The following is a 16775-nucleotide window of genomic DNA, read 5'->3' on the forward strand; positions in this document are numbered from 1 at the left end:
TTTAAATCATCATTATAACTGCAATAAGTGAGGCCGCACTAAATAATAAACAGAGTTTTGCAAAAAAATAATCATTGATCTTTATGTTAGTTTTCATGGTTGATAGGTTTTAAGGGTTGTACAAATGAAATATGGAAAAACTATTTTTTATAAGTGTAACATCTTTATCTGTGAATAGCATGACTACAAGCTCCGGGAAGGCTTGATAAAAATTTAAGAACTACTCTGATGTTAAATCTGATTTTGGTTTTAAAAGGATTCATAATATTTTTTTTAGTGTTGAATATTTAATTGGTTATAGTTATGAGTTTAAATTATAACCATATGAATCAAAGGTAGTTAGAGTTATTGTTTTTCCAAATACGTGGAAATACGTAATTTTTTATTGAAGTATGTAAGCCAAAAAGAAAGATTTTCTTGCGATTGGGTGTTTTGATCAATTGAAAAAAGGATATTGGTAATTTTGAAGAATGTGATTTTCTAAGAAATGAAGGCTTGTGTGTGTACCATCTTTGCAAACACACATTGTACAATTAATTGTGCCCAGAGCGGGAGTCGAACCCGCACGCCCTAATGGACACATGGCCCTCAACCATGCCTGTCTACCAGTTCCAGCACCTGGGCAGTATGCATACTACAATATAACATAAAACTAAAAAAGTATCGTAAAGATTACGATACTTTTTAGTGACCGGGCTGGGGCTCGAACCCAGGACCCTCTCCTTAAAAGGGAGATGCTCTACCAACTGAGCTACCAGGTCATTGATAATTTTATTATCAAATATTTTTAAGAACTGAATAAATAATAATTTACTATTTATTTACTGTGACCGGGCTGGGGCTCGAACCCAGGACCCTCTCCTTAAAAGGGAGATGCTCTACCAACTGAGCTACCCGGTCATACATTCTTTTTTTCCTTGAATGCGGGTGCAAATATACTATCATTAATTTATTTTTCAAGAAGAAATTCATATAAATTTGCGTTTTATTTAAAATGATGTTTTTTTTGAGCAATATCTATTTAATTTTTATGGTATGAATATAGTTTTAATGGGGTACATGGGAAGCGGAAAATCCCTGGTAGGCAGAGATTTGGCTGCTAAAATGAAATTGAATTATCTGGATTTGGATGATTTTATAGAAAATCAAGAAAAAAAATCAATTAGAAAGATTTTTGACGATCAGGGCGAAATATATTTTAGAAAAAAAGAATCTTTATACCTTAAAAAGGTGTTAGAGACTTATAAAAACACCATTATTTCTCTTGGAGGAGGTACACCTTGTTTTGCAGGTAATCTAGAAACTATAACGAATAATGAAAATGCAAAAAGTATATATCTACAAACTTCATTAGATGAATTAACAAAAAGGTTATTTGTAGAAAAAGATAAACGACCATTGATTTCTCATGTTACCACATCAAACGAACTTAAAGATTTTGTTCGTAAACATCTGTTTGAGCGATCGTTTTACTATAATCAAGCTGATTACAAAGTAATCACTGATCAAAAAAGTGAGGATCAAATAAGTAAAGAAATTAAAACCTTTTTATTTTAGAATAGCGAGATCCTCATCCCCAAACTTAACAATGATATGTTCATGTAAAGAGGTAGATAAAGAAATTCCTTTAAAATCAGCCTTAATTGGGTATTTCTTATGATTTCGATTAACCAAAACCGCAGTTTTAAACCTGGTAAGAGGAACATCAAGAAAATGTTTTACACCATAAATAAGAGCAGTACCCGAATTAAGTACATCATCTGCAAGAATTATAGGCTTGTTTTGATACTCAGCCGCTTCTATTGAAGTTTTAACGGTATTGTGAGGGGACTTTTTATTCATAGTAACCTCACATAATGTCACTTTTAGATTAGAGATGCTTTCTAATATAACTTTTAACCGTTGGGCAAATATATATCCGTTTTCTGCTATCCCAGCAATTACAATCTCTTTTTCATCAACATTAGTTTCATAAATCTGATAAGCAATACGTTTTATTTTGTGTTGTATTTGTTCGTGAGTAAGAATTATATTGTTGTCGGTTTGCATACTTCAGAATTGTTGATTGCTATTTATAATGGTATAAATAAACTATTACTAATGATTTTCTTAATTATAAATAGAGTTTTATAAAAACTTATAATGGATTTTCAAATATAAAAAAGAGTTCGTTACCCATGCGTGGTTCTATAGAATTATAACAGTTTTCTAATGTTTTTATAGTAAAAGATTGAGAAAACAGGAGCTCATACTCTTTTTTATTCCCTCCAAAGGGAGGTCCATCACGTTCAAATTCTTTATCAAATAGGAGCCCTACAAGTTTTCCTTTTTTAGAAAGAAGGCTTGAAGCCTTATTAATATAATCTTGGCGTCGTTTAGGCGGTAATGCGCAAAAAAAAGTTTGTTCTATAATCAAATCAAATTTGTTCTGATAACCGAAAAAATCGTCACATATTAATTTTTCTGAAGGAAACTCGGGTAATCGTCGTTTAAAACTTTGTAATACATCTTCAACAAGATCTAATATATAAATGTTTTTAAACCCTTGATTAAATAAGTATTCTGCTTCGTAGGCATTACCACAACCAGGAATAAGGATTTTAAGATCACGATCGGTTAACTGATCAAAATAATTGATGATAGGAGGAGACGCAAAACCAATATCCCATCCCGTTTGTTTATTTTGATAGCGATATTTCCAATATTCTTTATCCGGGATCATTCTTCGCTATCATTTACTTCATCATCAGAATACCAATTATCGATATCTCTTCGATCTTTTTTAGTAGGTCTTCCGGTACCTTTTTTTCGGTAATAATCTTTAGAATATCTTAAAAGATCTAATTTTTGCAACGCTTCCTTTGGAGTGGTGTCTTTACGATAGATGTCGACGAGTTTAGCTCCAATTCGACTATCGGGTGTATCGAGTACCACAAGTTCATAATTAATTTGATTTTTACGAACAGTGATTTTATCCATAGGATAGATATCTCTAGAAGGTTTGATGATATCTCCGTTAACACGAATTTTACCATCTTTACACGCTTTTGTAGCAATACTTCGAGTTTTAAAGTATCGAATACACCATAAATATTTGTCAACTCGCATAAAAAATAATTAAAATGCGTTTTTATATTAAATAATTGTGAAACAAAAGTACAAGAAAATCGTATCTTGCGCCTTCAAAAAAGTAAATACATGAATGTAATAAAATATAGCTGTGCCATTGTGCTAGCTTTGGTGGTTTTATATGCTTGTAAAAAAGATGATGATGATGGTGGTGCAACTGCCGTTCCTCCAAGAGATAGAGGAGAACAACAAATAACCGATGATGCAGCGCTTCAGGACTATTTGAGAACACATTTTTATACTCTAGAAGACGTGTTTGTAAATAATGATGCCACTGCAGAATACCAGATTGCAAAGTTAGATACAATAGCTGATGCTAATATAGGAGAACAATCAATTTTGGATTCTCCTCTTTTAACAACTAAAAAGATTACAAGGAGTGATGTTGAATATACGTTGTATATCCTAAATTTGAATCAAGGTGGGGGTGCACATCAACCTACTTTTGCAGATTCTACTCTAGTGACGTACCAGGGAGAATTGCTGTATAAACCAAAGAGTTCTAATAAAATATTTGATAGTGCTGTAAATCCTGTGTGGTTTGATTTGGTATCTGTTGTAGAGGGTTTTAGAGAATCATTGGTAGATTTTAAAGGAGCCTCAAGCTTTGTTGAGAATAGTGATGGTACAGTTACGCATACAGGTCAAGGAAATTTGGTTGTGTTTATGCCTTCTGGTTTAGCTTATTTTAATGAAGCTCGTCCAAGTATCCCTGCATATTCTCCTTTAATTTTTAATATTCAATTGTATAAGGTAAATCAAGCTGATCATGATAGAGATGGTTTACCGTCTTATTTAGAAGATATAGATGGGGATCGTTTAGTTTTAGATAGAGATGATGATACTGATCAAGATTCTGCTCCGAATTATGTAGATAATGATGATGATAGAGATGGTACACTAACCAAAGATGAAATAACGGTTAATGATGCTAATAATGATGGATTTATTACTCCGGATGAAATTACATTTTATGATGATGATGGTGATGGCATAAAAAATCATCTGGATGCCGATGATAGGGATTTAAAAAACGAATAAAAAAAAACTCCGATTGAAAAATCGGAGTTTTTTTATAACAAATTTTAAACCTATAAGTCTAGAGAAAGACCTATAATGAGTTGATTTGGTCTAGAATCTACTCGTATACTTTCGTCTATTGATTTTGCTGTATTTTTACTAAGTCCGCGCTCATAACGTATATCTGCATTAAATCTACCAAATTGTACGCCTGCCCCAAATTGTAACCCAACGGTAAACTCATTTTTAACATCACCAAGTCGTACATCCTCTAGATCTGTTTCGACAATATACTGTAATGCCGGACCTCCAAAAACATGTATTGGTCCCAGAACAGAAACCCCTAAAAGAATGGGTAAATCTAACTTTTTTATCGTGTAATCGAGCTCTGTATTTGCAAGTTTGTAGGAGCTATTGTTTACCGTGTATTGTAATTCTGGTTTGAGATAAATGTTATCGGTTAGTTTTCCTCTTAAAAACACCCCTAGGTGATACCCAACCCGATCATCTGCTGTTGTTCTTGTAACATCAGTAATTTCAATTTTACCATTATCTCCATAATTAAGCCCTCCTTTTACTCCAAAAGTTACTCTTTTTTCCTGGGCAAGTATGGCGCAAGAAGTAAGTAGCATAAAAAAAATAAACACATTTTTCATTATAAAATAATTTTTGCTTCAACCAGGATTATCTAATAGAGTTTTATTACGAAGGTTCAAAAAGCAATACAACCTAATGTTTTTTTAGTTTTTGCAAGGCGCTCACTACGTCTACACCAAAAAATATAGTGTAACATCATCAAGGTTTGAAGCTACTTCAAACTGTAATAGATTATCTATTATGTAATCCAGATTTAAAGATTAATAAATAATTTGAGTGATTTTGGTATAAAGGCTAGTCTATAAAGAACGAATATCTTTATCTTTTATTTTTTGTAGAAACAAAAAACCTTCTGAAATAAATCAGAAGGTTTTCTTAATATTTTAAAAATACTATTATTTTCTTTTTATGACTTTTAACACGGCTTTATTTATAGCTTCTGCATTTAAGCCATATTTTTCCATTAACTGATCTGGTGTTCCGCTTTCTCCAAAAGTATCATTTGTAGCAATAAATTCTTGAGGGACAGGATTGTGCTGCGCTAAAACTCTTGAAACGCTTTCTCCTAAACCTCCTAAAAAGTTATGCTCTTCTGCAGTAACAATACATCCCGTTTTCTTTACCGAATTTAGAATTGCTTCATCATCAAGTGGTTTTATAGTATGTATATTAATAACTTCTGCACTTATTCCTTGTTCGTGTAAAGATTCTGCTGCTTGTAAAGCTTCCCATACCAAATGGCCAGTAGCAACTATAGTAACATCGGTTCCTTCTTGTAATAATACTGCTTTTCCGATTTCGAAGTTTTGATCTTCTGGTGTGAAATTGGCAACTTTTGGTCTTCCAAATCTTAAATAAACAGGACCTTGGTAATCTGCTATTGCTATGGTGGCAGCTTTAGTTTGATTGTAATCACATGTATTGATTACTGTCATTCCTGGTAGCATTTTCATAAGACCAATATCTTCCAGAATTTGGTGAGTTGCTCCATCTTCTCCTAGTGTTAAACCAGCATGCGAAGCACAAATTTTCACATTTTTATCACTATAGGCTATAGATTGACGAATTTGATCATAAACACGTCCTGTAGAGAAATTCGCAAACGTTCCTGTAAAAGGAATTTTACCGCCGATAGTTAATCCTGCAGCAATTCCCATCATATTTGCTTCAGCAATACCAATCTGGAAAAAACGCTCTGGATGATTCGCAATAAAAGCATCCATTTTTAAAGAACCGATCAAATCAGCACATAATGCCACTACATTTTCATTAGTTTTACCTAATTCTTCTAAACCGGCTCCAAAACCAGAACGAGTATCTTTTTTTCCTGTGTCTATATATTTTTTCATTCTGTTATTTTATAACTAAAGTTAATATCTAAAGTTTTGGGATTACTATCTGTTTTTACTGCCTTGATTAAAGTTTTGTTTTTACTGGCAAGATATAATATAACCCCATTCATTTTTGGTATTTTAATATCTTCTGATGTATTAGAACCCGACATCATTTTGTAAATTGAATTCAAAAGTATAGAATTGTTAAATTTCATCTCTTTAGAATAAGCAATTTTAATTTTTTCTTCCGGTTCACTATCAGGATATAATTGGTGAATGTTGTAATCTTTATTTTCAATTTGAATGTTATCTTCCGTTTTTTCAAAAATAAATTGTGTTATACCATCAAATGGAGATTTATTTTTTGGAGAAGGGATAAAATCATTAACATTCATTTTCATAAAGAACTCATTTTTATCAAAAGTCATTAGAAAATAGACAAACTGTTTTTTGATATCAAAAACAATATGCATTTCAGAATTTTTAATATCGGTATTTCGTCTTTTAAATACTGATCTTTGAAAACTTTTTACCAAAGCATCAGAGTCGGTGTACAAATAATCACCATTTTTACTAAATCCTATAGTGATAGTATCTTTCTTATTTTTAGTTTCAATTTCATAATCAACAAAATAATCGATTACTATTTTTTGACTAAAGGAAGAAACAGATGTTAATACAAAGAATACAAAGAATGCTAGTTTAACTATTTTCATTTTATGATCTTTAATAATCTCCCAGAGTTTCAGGATTTTGTGCTAATCCAATTTCTAGTTGTTCATCGTTAGGAGCTTTACCATGCCATGCATGAGTATGCATCATAAAATCGACTCCATTACCCATTACAGTATGCATTAGTATACAAACAGGTTTTCCTTTACCAGTTCTGCTTTTGGCTTCTTTTAAGCCTTCAATAACTGCAGAAATATTGTTACCTTCCTTAATTTCCATAACATCCCAGCCAAAAGCTTCAAATTTTGCTTTTAGATCTCCTAGTGGAAGAACATCATCGGTAGCACCATCTATTTGTTTGCCATTATAATCTATGGTAGCAATAAGATTATCTACTTTTTTTCCGGAAGCATACATAGCTGCTTCCCAAATTTGTCCTTCCTGAAGCTCTCCATCACCATGAAGACTGTATACCAGGTGAGAATCATTATTTAATTTTTTTGCTTGTGCAGCACCCAAGGCTACAGACATCCCTTGTCCCAATGATCCAGAAGCAATACGAATACCAGGAAGCCCTTCATGAGTTGTTGGATGTCCTTGTAATCTACTGTTAATTAGCCTAAACGTGTTTAACTCTTCTACAGGGAAATACCCACTTCGCGCTAATACACTATAATAGACTGGCGAAATATGACCATTAGATAAGAAAAAGATATCTTCATCGATACCATCCATATCAAAATCATCTTTTCGATCTAAAACTTCTTGAAACAGGGCAACAAAAAATTCTGTACAGCCCAAAGATCCTCCTGGATGACCAGAATTTACTTTGTGTACTTGTCGTAAAATATCTCTACGTACTTGTGTTGCAAAATCCTCTAATTGTTTTGTTTTTGGCATTATATTGCTGATTTCTTGATAATAAAGCTTCAAAAGTACAGGTTTTGTATACGGTGACAAAATGTATAGACTGCTTTTAATTAAGAAACTGATGTTAATAACAAAAAGTTTTAGAAAACCTAAATTGATCAATGTGATTTTAGTTAGTTATCTTTGCGCTCCACCAAACAGGAATTATGCAATTTGACCTTTTGTCCAAAGACTCTCTAAGTAAAGCGAGAGCAGGAAAAATAAGTACAGATCACGGTAGTATAGAAACTCCGATTTTTATGCCGGTAGGAACAGTTGCTACCGTAAAAGGAGTACACCAAAGAGAATTGAAAAATGATATTAATCCCGATATTATTTTAGGAAATACCTACCATTTATATCTAAGACCTCAAACTCCTATTTTAGAAAAAGCTGGGGGGTTACATAAATTTATGAACTGGGACCGAAATATCCTTACCGATAGTGGAGGTTACCAAGTATATTCTTTATCTGCTAATCGTAAAATAAAAGAGGAAGGTGTAAAGTTTAAATCTCATATCGATGGATCATATCATGTGTTTACTCCAGAGAATGTGATGGAGATCCAACGAACTATTGGTGCCGATATCATAATGGCATTTGATGAGTGTACACCTTATCCTTGTGATTATCGATATGCGAAAAGAAGTATGCATATGACTCATAGGTGGTTAGACCGTTGTATGCAACATTTAGAAAAAATTCCTGTTAAATATGGATATGATCAGGCTTTTTTCCCAATAGTGCAAGGAAGTACATATAAGGATCTTAGAAAACAATCGGCAGAATATATTGCAAATGCTGGAGCTGTTGGTAATGCAATTGGAGGATTATCTGTAGGAGAACCGGCAGAAGAAATGTATGCAATGACAGAAGTAGTAACAGATATTTTGCCAGAAGATAAACCAAGATATTTAATGGGGGTAGGAACACCTATTAATATTTTAGAAAATATTGCCCTTGGTGTAGATATGTTTGATTGTGTAATGCCTACACGTAATGCACGTAATGGGATGTTGTTTACAGCACATGGAACTATTAATATAAAAAATAAGAAATGGGAAGATGATTTTTCACCAATAGATGAAATGGCTATCACTTTTGTAGATACCGAGTATTCTAAGGCGTATTTAAGACATCTTTTTTCGGTAAATGAATTATTAGGAAAACAAATAGCAACAATACATAATTTAGGTTTTTATTTGTGGTTGGTTCGCGAAGCGAGAAAACATATCTTAGCCGGTGATTTTAATTCCTGGAAAAACATGATGGTTAAACAAATGGATAAAAGATTATAGATTGAAAATACTAGACTGGTACATACTTAAAAGATATCTGGGGACATTTTTTACAATGATTCTGCTTTTTATCCCTATAGGAATAATAGTAGACCTTTCAGAAAAAATTGATAATATGCTAGAACATCAGGTTCCTCTTGATGCTGTTGTAGGATATTACCTCGACTTTACCGTTTATTTTGCCAATTTACTATTTCCTCTCTTTGTATTTTTATCTGTAATTTGGTTTACTTCTAAGCTTGCTAATAAAACAGAAATTATAGCTTTTTTAAGCTCCGGAGTTTCATTCTGGAGATTTCTTAGACCCTATATGATAGGCGCGATTATTATATGTTTCGGCGCATTAGCTATGGGGTTATTTTTGGCTCCGAAAGCTAGCCAAGGGTTTAATGAATTTAAATATTCTTACCTTAAAAAAGGTAAAAAAGTACAGGAAACTAAAAACGTATATCGACAACTTAATGATAGTATGTTTTTATATGCCAATAACTTTAAACCTTTAGAGAAATCTGCTACTAATTTTACAATAGAATATTTTGACGGTAATAGATTAAAGACAAAAATATCTGCAAGGAGAATTGTATTTAAAGACAGTATTTATGAATTGAGAGATTATGTAAAACGAACTGTATTAGAAAATAAGGATATTATCGAACAAGCTAAAACTAAGGATACTGTCTTGCCTTTTAATATTGATGAATTTACCCCGGTTACGTATGTGGCAGAAACTCTTAATTATACAGAGTTAAGTAAGTTTATCGAAAAAGAAAGTAAAAGAGGGTCATCTGATATCAATAGATATAAAGTTGTAGCTTATAAAAGGTGGAGTATACCAGTATCTGCATTTATTCTTACCATTATTGGTGTAGCCGTTTCTTCTATGAAAAGAAGAGGAGGGATGGGAGTTAATCTGGCTGTTGGTATTTCATTAGCATTTGTTTTTATCTTTTTTGATAAAGTATTAGGTACATTGGCCAATCAATCTGATTTTCCACCAATTGTTGCTGTATGGTTTCCTAATATATCTTTTGGAATCTTAGCCATTTATCTTTTATATAATGCCAAACGCTAAACTTTTTAATTACCTTCATTTACATTTTATAGTATTTATATGGGGGTTTACAGCTATTCTTGGAGAATTGATATCTATCGAAGCACTACCACTAGTTTGGTATAGAATGCTTTTGGCTTCGATGTTTATTTATGTATACATTTATTTCAAAAAATTACCATTAGCGGTTTCTAGAAAATTATTTTTCACACTTTTTTTAGCAGGAATTGTCATAGCATTACACTGGATTACTTTTTTTGCAGCAATCAAAGTTTCTAATATATCTATAACCCTATCGATGTTGTCTACAGGAGCTTTCTTTACTTCAATTTTAGAACCTATTTTTTATAAAAGAAAGGTAATATGGTATGAAATTCTTTTCGGACTTTTAGTCATTACAGGATTGTATATTATTTTTAAAGTTGAAGGAGATTACTTTATAGGCATTGTTTATGCATTGTGTTCTGCTTTTTTATCTTCGGTTTTTTCTTTAATAAATGGAAAAGTAGCACAGCAATACAACCCGTCGGTGATTTCTTTTTATGAATTATTAAGTGGTGTGGGGGTTGTAACTATATATTTATTAGCAATAACAATATTTGGTACAACAACCGAAGGATTTACAGTTTCGTTTTTTCAATTATCAACCTCAGATTGGATGTTTATGTTGTTATTAGCGTCGGTGTGTACAGCTTATGCTTTTATAGGTTCTGTACAGGTAATGAAATATTTAACTCCGTATACAGTAATGTTAACAACGAACTTAGAACCTGTATATGGGATACTATTAGCGTTTTTAATTTTTGGAGAAGCAGAAAAGATGAATCCCCAATTCTACTACGGTGCGGCGATTATTCTGGGTACAGTTGTTTTAAATGGAATATTTAAAAATGCTAAAAAAAGAAAAAGAGAGGGAACTTTGCATAACATTACGAAGTAAAGTTTTTATATTTGTCGGCTAACCCTAGTTAATATAAAATATATTCTTGATATGGAATATTTAGAATTTGAACTCCCCATTAAGGAACTCGAAGAACAATTTGAGAAGGCTTGCGCTATCGGTGAAGAGAGCGAAGTTGATGTTACTGATACGTGTAAGCAAATTGAAAAAAAACTAAAAGAAACTAAAAAAGAAATATATAAAAACCTTACGCCATGGCAACGAGTTCAGCTGTCAAGGCACCCTTCTAGGCCATATACATTAGATTATATAGATGCCATCTGTGGTGAATCCTTTTTAGAACTACATGGTGATCGAAATGTAAAGGATGATAAGGCCATGATTGGTGGTTTAGGAAAAATTGGAGACCAGAGTTTTATGTTTGTTGGTCAACAAAAAGGATACAATACCAAGACCCGACAATACCGTAATTTTGGAATGGCAAACCCAGAAGGGTATCGTAAAGCACTACGCTTAATGAAAAGTGCAGAAAAATTTAATATTCCGGTGGTTACTTTTATAGATACTCCTGGTGCTTATCCTGGATTAGAAGCAGAAGAACGTGGCCAAGGAGAAGCAATTGCTCGTAATATACTAGAAATGACTCGTCTTAAAGTACCAGTTATTGTAGTGATTATAGGAGAAGGAGCCAGTGGAGGAGCATTAGGAATAGGAGTGGGAAATAAAGTATTGATGCTCGAAAACGCATGGTACTCTGTAATTTCTCCAGAAAATTGCTCTTCTATTTTATGGAGAAGCTGGGATCAGAAAGAACAAGCTGCAGAAGCATTAAAGCTTACAGCCAAAGATAGTGTTAAACTTAAGGTGGTTGATGAAATCGTTAAAGAACCACTTGGTGGTGCACATAGTGATCGAGAAACAACCTTTAAAACAGTACGGGATAAAATATTAGCATCTTTTGAAGAATTAAAAAACTTATCACCAGAAGAATTGGTTGAAAAGCGAATGGAAAAATATGCAAATATGGGAGTCTTTAAAGACTAACCCCTAAAGGAATCACTTACTACCTGAATCTGAAGTTGTAAGCTTCAGATTTTTTTATGCTTATTAACAATAAATTTAAGTTATTAACAGTTCATTTGTTGAAGACTAGTGGACATTCGTATCTTTGTATTTAGGTACATCTTTTTACAATTTTTTTACATTCGTAGTCATGGAAAAAGTACAGCAAGCTAAGCAAATAAATTACGATCGGGGGAACGTAATTTCGCTTGAAAAAGGGAAAATACCTCCTCAAGCACTTGATTTAGAGGAAGTTGTGCTTGGGGCAATGATGATTGATAAGAAAGGGGTCGATGAAATTATAGATATACTAAATCCCGATGTTTTTTATAAAGAAGCACATCAATACATCTTTGAAGCAATATACAAGCTATTCGAAAACTCTGAGCCAATAGACTTATTAACGGTTTCTAGCCAATTAAAGAAGGATTCGAGATTAGAATTAGCAGGAGGAGATTATTATTTGGTACAATTAACCCAAAAAGTGGCCTCCTCAGCGCATATAGAGTTTCATGCCAGAATAATTCTTCAGAAATATATACAGCGAAGCTTGATTAAAATTTCGAATGAAATTATTGAAGAATCTTACGACGAGACTACAGACGTTTTTGACCTTCTCGATATGGCAGAATCTAGATTGTATGAGGTAACACAAGGAAATATAAAACGATCTACAGAGACTGCACAAAATCTGGTTATACAGGCAAAGAAAAAAATACAGGAAATTTCAAACAAAGAAGGATTAAGTGGAATCCCGTCTGGTTTTGATAAGCTAGACAAATTAACTTCGGGTTGGCAGCCAAGTGATTTAATCATTGTGGCTGCCCGTCCGGGTATGGGAAAAACAGCATTAACCCTTTCTATGGCCAGAAATATGGCTGTAGGACAGAATATTCCTGTAGCATTCTTCTCATTAGAGATGTCTTCGGTACAGCTTATTACACGTTTAATATCTTCTGAAACCGGTCTCTCTTCAGAAAAATTACGTACCGGTAAGTTAGAAAAACACGAGTGGGAACAGCTTAATGTAAAAGTAAAAGATCTGGAAAAAGCACCATTGTTTATCGATGATACTCCATCTCTTTCAATTTTCGACCTTAGAGCAAAAGCACGTCGTCTTTCATCTCAGCACGGTATAAGAATGATTGTTATTGATTATTTGCAGTTAATGACAGCAGGAGGTAGCGGGAAAAATGGAAATAGGGAACAAGAGATTTCTACAATTTCTCGTAACCTGAAAGCTTTGGCAAAAGAATTAAATGTACCAGTAATAGCCCTATCGCAGCTATCAAGGGCTGTAGAAACTCGTGGAGGAAGCAAAAGACCGCTACTTAGTGATCTTCGTGAATCTGGAGCAATAGAACAGGATGCAGATATTGTATCTTTTATTTATAGACCAGAATACTATAAGATTGATGAGTGGGATGATGAAGAAAGATCACCTACTCAAGGGCAAGGAGAATTCATAGTTGCAAAGCATCGTAATGGTGGTTTAGAAAATATTAGGTTAAAATTTATTGGTCACTTAGGTAAATTTGATAACTTAGATGATTTTAGTACTCCTTTTGAATTTCATTCTAAAATGAATGATGGTAATGAAGATGAACCACTTAGTACAAGTCATCTTCCTAGCGCAGATGAAGCCTTTGGGAGTAGCATAAATGACTCTAGCGATGATGACGATGAAGTACCTTTCTAAAATACTACAGAGATTGAAATCTTTCTTACTACACCAAAAACGGTTTCGTTCTGGTGTAGTTATGTTGGTTTTTTTATTTGCATTTCAATCTTATGCATCTTATGTGTTAATTCCGATGGATGCAGATGGCCAGCAAAATCACCTGAAAGCCTATGGGATTACATACTGGACGTTAAGTAAAGATCTAAAAGTAAAATGGCTGTTAAACTATAGAGGAGGATCTTTTTTATTACCAGATACAGAATTTATTAGAAAAGAATGTACTATTAGAGGTGTTTCATATGAGGTACTTAGTGATGCAGAAACTAATGAGATTTTAGAAGAGATTAGTAGTCCTTCACAAAATATGGAAGCCGTAGTGTTAGAAAAAGCACCAAAAATAGCAGTATATTCTCCTAAAGGAAATCAACCTTGGGATGATGCAGTTACAATGGTATTAACATTTGCAGAAATTCCTTACAAAACCATTTATGATAAAGAAGTTCTTGAAGATAACCTAATCTTATATGATTGGTTGCATTTGCATCACGAAGATTTTACAGGACAATATGGTAAGTTTTATAATCGTTATAGAGCTACTCCATGGTATATTAGAGAAAAGGCTGCAGCAGAAAAGTTTGCCAATGAACTTGGATATTCAAAAGTTTCGCAAGAGAAACTAGCAGTTGTTTTAAAAATACGAGACTACGTTGTTGGTGGTGGGTTTATGTTTGCTATGTGTAGTGCTACTGATAGTTTTGAGATTGCCTTAGCTGCAGAAGGAGTTGATATTTGTGAACCTATGTTTGATGGAGACCCAAGTGAACCAGGATATCAATCTAAAATAGATTATAATAAGACTTTTGCGTTTAAAAACTTTACATTAGAACGTAACCCTAATGTATATGAGTTTTCTTCAATCGATATGACCAGAAGTCGTCGTATTCCCAAAACAACAGATTATTTTACATTGATGGATTTCTCTGCAAAATGGGATCCTATTCCAACTATGCTTTGCCAAAACCATACAGCTTTGGTTAAAGGGTTTATGGGACAGACTACGGCATATAATCCTAATGAAATTAAGTCTAATGTATTAGTGCTAGGCGAAAATAAAACCAATTCGGAAGCTCGTTATATACACGGAATTAAAGGAAAAGGATTCTTTACGTTTTATGGAGGACACGATCCAGAGGATTATCAACATCTAGTAGGAGACCCAAAAACAGAACTCCAACTACATCCTAACTCACCAGGATATCGTTTAATTTTAAACAATGTACTCTTTCCTGCAGCGAAAAAGAAAAAACAGAAGACGTGATTCTGAAGGTATTACAAATGTAGTGATGTCAGATAATGAGATGAGAGTAAAAGGAAAAAAATAAAAATTGTGGAAGAAGAATACAAAAGTTGAAATAGAAAATTAATCTGAACAAAAAACATTTACCCTAAGAGAATTAGAGAATAATCAGGTCGGTAAAATCAGAAATGAATGTGAGTTTTTTTGTTCAGTATAAATTTAAAGTTTTTACGGTTGCGAAAATTTTCACATTTAATCAAATATTACTCTACTCTATACTAGAGTGTTAAAGTTATTTTCTTTTGTGTAAAGTAGAGATTTTATTAAAAGTTAGTTAGAGTATTTTAAGCAATACAACAACCAGAACATATCCCATAATTTCGATCGGGATAATATTCTATGCATCCTTCTTCGCAGTCATCATCACTATAGCAACTTTTACTACCTCCATCTCCAGCATCAGAATCAGTTCCACCGTTAATAAATTTTAATTCCTCTCTTGAAATAAGATAATCTAAATTTAGGTTTAATTTTCCCAGAATTGAATTTTTCATTTCAAATATTATTTAATATGGTTAATATTTGATTTAAAATTAAACTGTTTTTTTAAGAACGTACTCTTTCCTGCAACAAAAAAGAAAAAGCAGAAAACTTAATAGCAATATTGCGTTCCTAATCACGGTTTACAGGGGTTAATTTACATACTATATTTTATAGTTTTGTTTTTTGATTCATGATAAGATGAAGCACACATAAATGAAATGATAAAAAAAGTATTAATGATATTAGTCGCGATTTTTCTATTACTAATTACACTGGGTATTTATGGAGTGTATCGTTTTTTAAATCCATTTGGGGAATTAGTAAATAAGGAGAAATCCGAATCTTACTTTTATACACGAGATGGTGATAAAATTATACACAGTCCCATGGGGAATTGGTTTTCATTAGGTAAGACCGAAATGAATGTTGATTTTGATACTTTTCAAGTTTTGGGAAGAGCATATGCAAAAGATCAAAATCATGTGTATTATGAAGCAAAACCTCTTGATTTTGATATTGATGTTCCTTCTTTTACTGTTAAGTTTGATTACAATATACCGATGGATAAAAACCATGTATACATCTTATATGATCGATATGATTTAGAAGATGGAGGAGGTTTTAAAATTTTAGAAGATGCAGATCCGGCTACATATGTACAGTTAAATTTTAGTTTTGCAAAAGACAAGAATCACATATTTAGAGATAATGAAAAGCTAACAGAATTAGACTATTCATCTTTTGAAATACTTAATGAAGAATTTTGTAAGGATAATAATGGGGTGTACTATTACTTATATCATGAGCCTTTGCGTAAAATTGAAACGAATCTATCAGAAGTAACTGTATTAAATCAATATTGTATTCGTGATGATAAATATGTATACCTTCATACTAGTAGAAGAAATGGAGAAAGCGTTGATGAAGTAGTTAGTATTCCTTTTGAGAATGCTGAAAGAATAACATTTTTTGACAATAATAAAATAATCAAAATAGATGATACGATCTATTATGAAACAACACCCTTAAAAGAAGCAGATGCCGATACCTTTGAAGAAGTTGAATATGGATATACAAAAGATATCAATCATGTTTTTTTTCTTGGAGAAATTGTTAAAGGTGCAGATCCTAAAACTTTTAAATATAATAGTAGAAACTACACTTTTTCAGATAAAAATTATATTTATGAATCTGGAGAGATTTTAAAAAAATCAAAAAGCTGGTAATACAATAGTGTAAGGTAATTTAAGTACTACGACTACATTGTCTAGAATTAACTTA

At 32.6% G+C, this 16775-nt stretch carries 17 protein-coding genes and 3 tRNA genes; 9 read left to right on the forward strand and 11 right to left on the reverse strand.

Annotated elements, in window-relative coordinates; all coding sequences use genetic code 11:
• Window positions 1–540 precede the first annotated feature (540 nt).
• The 3 genes from NNL09_RS14470 to NNL09_RS14480 form a co-directional block, all read right to left on the reverse strand.
• Window positions 541–624 (reverse strand) — tRNA-Leu (locus tag NNL09_RS14470).
• A gap of 64 nt (window positions 625–688) precedes the next feature.
• A tRNA-Lys gene (locus NNL09_RS14475) sits at window positions 689–761 on the reverse strand.
• A 66-nt stretch (window positions 762–827) separates the two neighbouring features.
• A tRNA-Lys gene (locus tag NNL09_RS14480) sits at window positions 828–900 on the reverse strand.
• Between the two features lie 135 nt (window positions 901–1035).
• Between NNL09_RS14480 and NNL09_RS14485 the strand changes: the two genes are divergently transcribed.
• Window positions 1036–1557: a shikimate kinase gene (locus NNL09_RS14485; protein WP_196909653.1), complete on the forward strand. Its 522-nt coding sequence runs from the start codon at window positions 1036–1038 to the stop codon at window positions 1555–1557.
• On the opposite strand, the gene NNL09_RS14490 is transcribed toward NNL09_RS14485, so the two are convergent.
• The 3 genes from NNL09_RS14490 to NNL09_RS14500 form a co-directional block, all read right to left on the reverse strand.
• Window positions 1549–2049 (reverse strand): phosphoribosyltransferase family protein, encoded by a 501-nt coding sequence (locus NNL09_RS14490; protein WP_025666094.1) that lies wholly within the window; start codon window positions 2047–2049, stop codon window positions 1549–1551. The genes NNL09_RS14485 and NNL09_RS14490 overlap by 9 nt on opposite strands.
• Window positions 2050–2137: 88 nt before the next feature.
• Entirely contained in the window at window positions 2138–2722 is a 585-nt protein-coding gene (locus tag NNL09_RS14495) for a methyltransferase domain-containing protein (protein WP_196909654.1), read from the reverse strand.
• Entirely contained in the window at window positions 2719–3108 is a 390-nt protein-coding gene (locus NNL09_RS14500) for an RNA-binding S4 domain-containing protein (protein WP_196909655.1), read from the reverse strand. The genes NNL09_RS14495 and NNL09_RS14500 overlap by 4 nt, the downstream gene beginning before the upstream one ends.
• 90 nt (window positions 3109–3198) lie before the next feature.
• Between NNL09_RS14500 and NNL09_RS14505 the strand changes: the two genes are divergently transcribed.
• A complete protein-coding gene (locus NNL09_RS14505; RefSeq protein ID WP_196909656.1) occupies window positions 3199–4170 on the forward strand; it encodes an FKBP-type peptidyl-prolyl cis-trans isomerase in 972 nt (323 codons plus the stop codon).
• A 50-nt stretch (window positions 4171–4220) separates the two neighbouring features.
• On the opposite strand, the gene NNL09_RS14510 is transcribed toward NNL09_RS14505, so the two are convergent.
• The 4 genes from NNL09_RS14510 to NNL09_RS14525 form a co-directional block, all read right to left on the reverse strand.
• Window positions 4221–4805, reverse strand: a complete 585-nt coding sequence (locus NNL09_RS14510; RefSeq protein WP_196909657.1) for a porin family protein — start codon at window positions 4803–4805, stop codon at window positions 4221–4223.
• Between the two features lie 336 nt (window positions 4806–5141).
• On the reverse strand, window positions 5142–6095 hold the full coding sequence (locus NNL09_RS14515; RefSeq protein ID WP_196909658.1) for a transketolase family protein: 954 nt from the start codon (window positions 6093–6095) through the stop codon (window positions 5142–5144).
• Window positions 6092–6796, reverse strand: a complete 705-nt coding sequence (locus NNL09_RS14520) for a hypothetical protein (RefSeq protein WP_025666100.1) — start codon at window positions 6794–6796, stop codon at window positions 6092–6094. Before NNL09_RS14520 ends, NNL09_RS14515 begins: the two co-directional genes overlap by 4 nt.
• Window positions 6797–6806: 10 nt before the next feature.
• Window positions 6807–7652 carry a transketolase gene (locus NNL09_RS14525; RefSeq protein ID WP_025666101.1) on the reverse strand — a complete coding sequence of 282 codons (846 nt, stop codon included), beginning with the start codon at window positions 7650–7652 and terminating at the stop codon, window positions 6807–6809.
• Between the two features lie 176 nt (window positions 7653–7828).
• On the opposite strand from NNL09_RS14525, the gene tgt reads away from it, so the two are divergent.
• The 6 genes from tgt (at window position 7829) to NNL09_RS14555 (ending at window position 14972) form a co-directional block, all read left to right on the forward strand.
• Complete coding sequence (gene tgt, locus NNL09_RS14530; protein WP_025666102.1) at window positions 7829–8959, forward strand: tRNA guanosine(34) transglycosylase Tgt; 1131 nt, start codon at window positions 7829–7831, stop codon at window positions 8957–8959.
• A gap of 1 nt (window position 8960) precedes the next feature.
• The gene (locus NNL09_RS14535) at window positions 8961–10031 is read left to right on the forward strand and encodes an LptF/LptG family permease (protein WP_196909659.1); all 1071 of its coding nucleotides are present in this window, start codon (window positions 8961–8963) and stop codon (window positions 10029–10031) included.
• The gene (locus tag NNL09_RS14540; protein ID WP_025666104.1) at window positions 10018–10950 is read left to right on the forward strand and encodes a DMT family transporter; all 933 of its coding nucleotides are present in this window, start codon (window positions 10018–10020) and stop codon (window positions 10948–10950) included. The genes NNL09_RS14535 and NNL09_RS14540 overlap by 14 nt, the downstream gene beginning before the upstream one ends.
• A 51-nt stretch (window positions 10951–11001) precedes the next feature.
• Complete coding sequence (locus tag NNL09_RS14545; protein WP_025666105.1) at window positions 11002–11955, forward strand: acetyl-CoA carboxylase carboxyltransferase subunit alpha; 954 nt, start codon at window positions 11002–11004, stop codon at window positions 11953–11955.
• 169 nt (window positions 11956–12124) lie between these two features.
• Window positions 12125–13672: a replicative DNA helicase gene (dnaB, locus tag NNL09_RS14550; protein WP_025666106.1), complete on the forward strand. Its 1548-nt coding sequence runs from the start codon at window positions 12125–12127 to the stop codon at window positions 13670–13672.
• A gap of 61 nt (window positions 13673–13733) precedes the next feature.
• Window positions 13734–14972, forward strand: coding sequence for a hypothetical protein (locus tag NNL09_RS14555; protein WP_051476079.1), 1239 nt, complete (start codon window positions 13734–13736; stop codon window positions 14970–14972).
• Between the two features lie 323 nt (window positions 14973–15295).
• Here NNL09_RS14555 and NNL09_RS14560 read toward each other — a convergent pair whose 3' ends face one another.
• Window positions 15296–15505 carry a hypothetical protein gene (locus tag NNL09_RS14560; protein ID WP_196909660.1) on the reverse strand — a complete coding sequence of 70 codons (210 nt, stop codon included), beginning with the start codon at window positions 15503–15505 and terminating at the stop codon, window positions 15296–15298.
• Window positions 15506–15730: 225 nt separating this feature from the next.
• Here NNL09_RS14560 and NNL09_RS14565 point away from each other — a divergent pair, with 225 nt between their 5' ends.
• Window positions 15731–16720, forward strand: a complete 990-nt coding sequence (locus NNL09_RS14565; protein WP_035096313.1) for a DKNYY domain-containing protein — start codon at window positions 15731–15733, stop codon at window positions 16718–16720.
• The last annotated feature ends 55 nt before the right edge of the window (window positions 16721–16775 follow it).

It is taken from the genome of Aquimarina sp. EL_43 (genome assembly GCF_943422735.1).
Lineage (GTDB): Bacteria > Bacteroidota > Bacteroidia > Flavobacteriales > Flavobacteriaceae > Aquimarina > Aquimarina megaterium.